The organism is Mesorhizobium sp. M7A.F.Ca.MR.148.00.0.0 (genome assembly GCF_003997735.1).
GTDB lineage: Bacteria > Pseudomonadota > Alphaproteobacteria > Rhizobiales > Rhizobiaceae > Mesorhizobium.
Map to the genome: position 1 here is coordinate 1 of NZ_RZTB01000089.1, position 5,577 is coordinate 5,577.

Genomic DNA, 5,577 nt, shown 5'->3' on the forward strand with positions numbered 1-5,577 from the left:
AAAAATAGCAATCGACAAAGTCTACAAGTTTTATAGATTAACCGCCGAGACGGAGGTCGATATGTCCTATATCCAGAACGCCCAGACGGATCGCAGTGATCAGCGGTCGGCCAATGCCCAGGCCTTTCGCCCGGCCTATGCCGGGGCTTTCGCCTATCTCGTCTTTGCCCTTGCGTTCGTGTTCACCGGGGCAGTCGTACTGGGCCTTATTCCCTGAGTCGTCGGATCGACCGGGCTTAGCTGCCCACCGCTTTCAGGCAATCGGAGTTGAATGAACCGAATCCTCGGCGTGCTTTCGCGCGCCCGACACCACGGAGGACATGGCAATGCCGATCGAGTTCACGCATATCCCCGGTAAGACCGCCGATGCCGCGGTTCCCTTTTTCTACGACTTTGCCGAGACCGCGGCCAAGCTCGGGCTGATCGAGGATGGCGGCTTCCGCAAGATCGTCATCGACGATTCGGCCGGACTGCTGACCAACATGGATCTTGCGGCCCAGGTGCTCGATCGCACCTCGTCGCTGGAAGTCGTGCTCACCCATTGGGCGGGCGTGGTCGAACCGACCGTGGCGGCCCGCCAACTGGCGTCGATCGACAGGAAAAGCGGCGGGCGCCTGGCGCTGAGAATGATCAGCGAGCCGCTGAGCGACGCCGACGCCGAAACACGGCCGGTCGGGCACACCGTCATCTGGCAGCGCATCGACGAATATCTGGTGCTGCTGAAGCGGCTGTGGTCGAACGACCGGCCCTTCGACCACGAAGGAACGTTCTACAGCATCAAGGGCGGCTATGTGCCGCGCAAGGGACCGCACGGCGCCGACCTGGTCATCCGCATGGGCGGGCAGTCCGGAACTGCACTCAAAGTTGCCGGCCGGCATGCCGATGTCTTTGAATTGGCGCCCGGCTCGATCGACGAGATCCGGCAATTGATGGAGCGGGTGCGCCGCTCCGCCGCCGAACATGGCCGGGCCGGCAAGCTGCGCTTCGCGCTTCCGGTCGGGATTCACCAAGGTGCTTCCGCCTCCGGCCACAAAGCGGTCGATGTTGCCGGGCCGCCAGCCCAGGCCGCCCTGTCGCTGCTTGCTTATGCAGCCCTTGGGATCGATGAATTCATGATTGTCGGCGTCGATACGCCACGCGAGATCGCAACGCTCGGCCGGGAAACGATCGCTCTGCTGCGCAATTCGCTGGCGCGTCGCGAACACGAGGCATTCCAGCCTGGGGCATATGCGTCTCGTGCAGGATTGGAGACGCGGGCAACGGGCTGAAGTTCTTCAGCCTTTTGTTGCCTCGGGCCTGTCGCCAAGCCGCGACAGGCCTTCAATGACAGCGCTCGAATCCGTTAGCGCGCCGAAGACGCCGTCTTCAACCGTCACCATGTGAAGGGCTGCTTCGTGCGCTTGTCTGTCGCCGCTGGCGCAGGCGTCCGAGATCGTCAGGCATTGGAAATTCCGGTCGCAGGCTTCGCGCAGCGTGGTGTGGACGCAGACATCCGTCGTGCATCCGGAAAACATGAGATGCGTGATGCCTTGCGCGCGCAGGACAAGCTCGAAATCCGTATAAATGAAGGCGCTGTTGCAGGTCTTGTCGACAATGATGTCCTGCGGCGCCACGTCGATCTCCGGAACGATCTGGAACCCCGTGCCCGAGCGCAGCAGGATATCGGTGCCCTCGAGACCGGCGCGCTTGCGGCGCCATTTTTCGTAAGGCGTCATATCGGCCATGTCGGCCCGATAGCCCTGCCTGGTGTGGATGACCCTGACGCCGGCCTTGCGCGCGGCAGCGATCAGCCGGCTCACCGTCGGCAGGATCGCCCTTAGAGGCGAGGGATCATATCCCTGCCTGGCGAAGTAGCCTGTCGTCGACAGGAAATCCTGCTGCAGGTCGATGACGATCAGTGCGGTGGTTTCGGCCACCAGCCTGCCGTCATAGGGAAAGTCGAAGGGCGTCGCCTTGATCATCCGGGGCTCCCTGCTTTGGGCCGCCACCATAGTGGATCAGCGCGACGACACCAGATGCTGCGCGTCGTGCAGGCGCCGATAGATGCCGCCGGCGCGGAGCAGTTCGCTGTGCGAACCCTGTTCGACGACGCCCGACTCCGAGACGACGACGATGCGGTCGGCGCCGCGGATCGTTGCCAGCCGGTGTGCGATGACCAGCGTGGTTCGGCCCTCGGCAAGTTCGGCCAACGACCTCTGGATTTCGCGCTCGGTCTCGGTGTCGAGCGCCGACGTCGCCTCGTCGAGGATAAGGATCGGCGGGTTCTTCAGGAACATGCGGGCGATCGCCAGCCGCTGCTTCTGGCCGCCGGACAATTTTACGCCGCGCTCGCCGATGATCGTGTCATAGCCGGCCGGCAGGCCCGATATCATGCCGTCGAGCTGCGCCCGCCGCGCGGCATCGGCGATAGCCTCGTCGGAGGCGCCGAGACGGCCATAGGCGATGTTTTCGCGGATCGAGCCCCCGAACAGGAACACATCCTGCTGGACGATGCCGATCTGGCCGCGCAGCGAGGCGAGCGTCATGTCCCTGATATCGATGCCGTCGATGCTGATCGCGCCGGCGCTGACCTCGTAGAAACGCGGCAGCAGCGAGCACATGGTGGTCTTGCCGGCGCCGGACGGGCCGACGAAGGCGATGGTTTCGCCGGCGTGGATGGTGAGATCGATACCCCTGAGCACCGGCTTGCCGTCGCCATAGCCGAAGCTGACACCGCGATATTCGATGTCGCCCTTGAGGCCGCCCACAGTCACGGCACCTGGCCGGTCGGCAATGTCGGGTTCGGTGTCGAGCAGCTCGGTGTAGCGCCGGAAGCCGGCAATGCCTTTTGGATAGGTCTCGATCACCGAATTGATCTTCTCGATCGGCCGCACGAAGACGCCGACCAGAAGCAGGAAGCCGACGAAGCCGCCATTGCTTAGGCCTCCCGTGATGACGAGGTAGCTGCCGGCGATCATGACCACGAGCTGGATCAGCCTTATGCCCATATAGTTCAGCGAATTGCTGGCCGACATGATGCGGTAGGCGTCGAGCTTGGTCTGGCGGTAGCGCTGGTTGTCATGCGCGAACAGCGTGCGCTCATGCTCCTCATTGGCGAAGGCCTGGACGACGCGCATGCCGCCGACATTCTCTTCGATGCGGACGTTGAAATCGCCGACGCGCCGGTACAGCGCCTGCCAGTTGCGCTCCATGCGGTCGCCGTAGCGCATTGTCACCCAGGCGATCAGCGGTACGATCACCGCCGTGATCAGCGCCAGATGCATGTTGACGGTGAACATCAGCACGAAGGCGCCGGCGAAGGTCATGATGGCGATGAACAGGTCCTCGGGGCCATGATGCGCGATCTCGCCGATCTCCTCGAGATCCTTGGTGACGCGACCGACGAGATGGCCGGTCTTGTGGTTGTCGTAGAAGCGGAACGACAGCTTCTGCAAATGGTCGAAACTCTTGCGCCGCATCTCGGTCTCGATGTTGATGCCGAGCATGTGACCCCAATAGGTGACGACCGCCATCAGCACGGTGTTGAGCAGGTAGATCACCAGCAGCCCGGCAGACGCGATGATGATCAAGGTCCAGTCCTGCTGCGGTAGCAGCTGGTCGACGAAGGTGCGGACCGCCATGGGAAAGCCGAGTTCAAGCAGGCCGGCCAGCACCGCGCAGGAGAAGTCGAGCGCGAACAGCCCCTTCCAGGGCGCGTAGTAGGAAAGGAAACGTCTGATCATCGAGGTGAACCGCAAGCTGTCTTGACGGGCGCGGTGAGCGCGCCGGCCGTCATCGGTGGGCGCTGCTTACAATCGGCAGCGCAAGGGCGGCAATAGGCCAGGACGGACTTCATTGCCTGCCTTTCCACATCAGCGCCATGAAATAGGGGCCGCCGACGAAGGCGGCGATGAGGCCGGCAGGCACTTGCCAGGGAAAGATCAGCGTCCGCCCTGCCCAGTCGGCGGCAACGAGGATCAGCCCGCCTGTCATGGCCGAGGCCAGAAGCTGCGGCACGGCGCGGCGGAAGCCGAGCATGCGTGCGAGGTGCGGCGCCATCAGGCCGACGAAGCTCAGCGGGCCGATGACCAATGTCGCGGTTGCGGTGGCCAATGCGGTGAGCGCAAGCAATGTGGCGCGAACACGTCCCAGTCGCAGGCCAAGGCCACGCGCGGCGGTTTCGCCGAGCGGCAGTATATCGAGCCAGCGCGCGGTCAGCGGCGCCAGCGCGAGGACGGCGACCGCGACCGTTGCGGCGGTGAAGGCATCCGTTGGCGTTGCGCGATAGGTCGATCCCGACAGCCAGGCGAGCAGGAAGTCCATGCGCGGATCGCCGCTGGCCAGAAGCAGCGCGGCGAAGGCGGACGCGACCGTCGCCACGGCGACGCCGGCAAGCAGCAGCCGCTCGGGCGACAGGGCATTGCGCCGCCCGACCAAAACGACGATCGCCAGCGCCAGCAAGGCGCCCGCCAAGGCCGCGCCGAGCATTGTTGAGCGGTCGAAGCTGTGGCTGAGCAACAGCAGCGCCAGCACGCCGAAAGAGGCGCCGCCGGAAATGCCCAGGACCTCGGGTGCGGCCATCGGGTTGCCGGTCATGCGCTGCATCAGCGTGCCGGCGACGGCGAGCAGGACGCCCGCCGACAGGGCGACGACGACGCGAGGCGCGCGCAGGGCAAGCAGCTCGGTCAAATCCGCGGATGCGATCCAGTGCCAACCGCCTGCGCCACGGCCAAAGCCGATGGCGAGGACAACCGCGAGGATGAGCGCCAGCAGGCCCGCGATCAACGGCAGGCCGTTTGTCGGCAGGCGTATCGACGACACCATGTCGGCCTGCCTTTCGGGGGTGGTTCGCATTCGCGGCAACAGGAACAGCAGCAGCGGCGCGCCGAGCAAAGCGGTCGCGGTGCCGGCGGGGATTTCGCCGGTGAACGGCAGATGCTGCACCAGGCGGTCGGTGAGCCAGAGCAGGGCACCGCCGACCAGCGGCGACCAGACCAGACGGCGGCCAAGCGTGCGCGCTCCGGCCAGCCGCGCCAGCGCCGGGGCGGCGAGCGCCACGAAACCGATGACGCCCACCTCGGCGACGACCAGCGCGCTGAGCGAGACGGCGACTGTCATGCCGGCAAGGCGGATGACGGCCGGCCGGGTGCCGAGCGATGTCGCGCCGTCGTCGCTGAGGTCGAGCAGGCGTAGCGGTCGCCAGAGCAGGAGCGCGGCGCAGATGCCGGCCAGCAGCCATGGCGCCAGAACAAGGACCGCCGCGTCGCCATTCTGCACCAGCGAGCCGCTCTGCCAGATGAACAGCTCCTCGGTGTATTCGCGGTTGAGCGCCATCAGCAGCGCGCCGGCCGAGCCGAAAGTGAGGCTGACGACGAGGCCGGCGATGATGATCGACACTGGCGAAAAGCTGCGCCCGCGCGCCAGTGCGAAAACGGCTGATGTGGCGAGCGCGCCGCCAGCCAGCGCCACGCCTTCGCGGCCGCCTTCCAGCAGCCATGGTGCGTAGAGGGTGGCGGCCGCCAAAGCGAGGCTCGCTCCGGCATTGGTGCCGATAGTGGTCGGCTCGGCCAGCGGGTTGCGCAGCACATGCTGCATGAT

At 65.3% G+C, this 5,577-nt stretch carries 5 protein-coding genes; 2 read left to right on the forward strand and 3 right to left on the reverse strand.

What is annotated here, in order from left to right; all coding sequences use genetic code 11:
* Positions 1 to 217 (forward strand): hypothetical protein (locus EOB49_RS24865; RefSeq protein WP_206526140.1); only part of this gene is annotated, 217 nt, incomplete at its 5' end.
* 109 nt (positions 218 to 326) lie between these two features.
* On the forward strand, positions 327 to 1,268 hold the full coding sequence (locus tag EOB49_RS24870) for an LLM class flavin-dependent oxidoreductase (protein ID WP_127329836.1): 942 nt from the start codon (positions 327 to 329) through the stop codon (positions 1,266 to 1,268).
* A gap of 6 nt (positions 1,269 to 1,274) precedes the next feature.
* Here the strand turns inward: EOB49_RS24870 and EOB49_RS24875 are convergent, their stop codons facing one another.
* From EOB49_RS24875 to fhuB, 3 genes are all read right to left on the reverse strand, one after another.
* Positions 1,275 to 1,961 (reverse strand): isochorismatase family cysteine hydrolase, encoded by a 687-nt coding sequence (locus tag EOB49_RS24875; protein WP_127382532.1) that lies wholly within the window; start codon positions 1,959 to 1,961, stop codon positions 1,275 to 1,277.
* A 36-nt stretch (positions 1,962 to 1,997) separates the two neighbouring features.
* Positions 1,998 to 3,722 (reverse strand): ABC transporter ATP-binding protein, encoded by a 1,725-nt coding sequence (locus EOB49_RS24880; protein ID WP_127382533.1) that lies wholly within the window; start codon positions 3,720 to 3,722, stop codon positions 1,998 to 2,000.
* A gap of 109 nt (positions 3,723 to 3,831) precedes the next feature.
* A partial coding sequence (fhuB, locus tag EOB49_RS24885) for a Fe(3+)-hydroxamate ABC transporter permease FhuB (RefSeq protein WP_127382541.1) occupies positions 3,832 to 5,577 on the reverse strand: 1,746 nt, incomplete at its 5' end.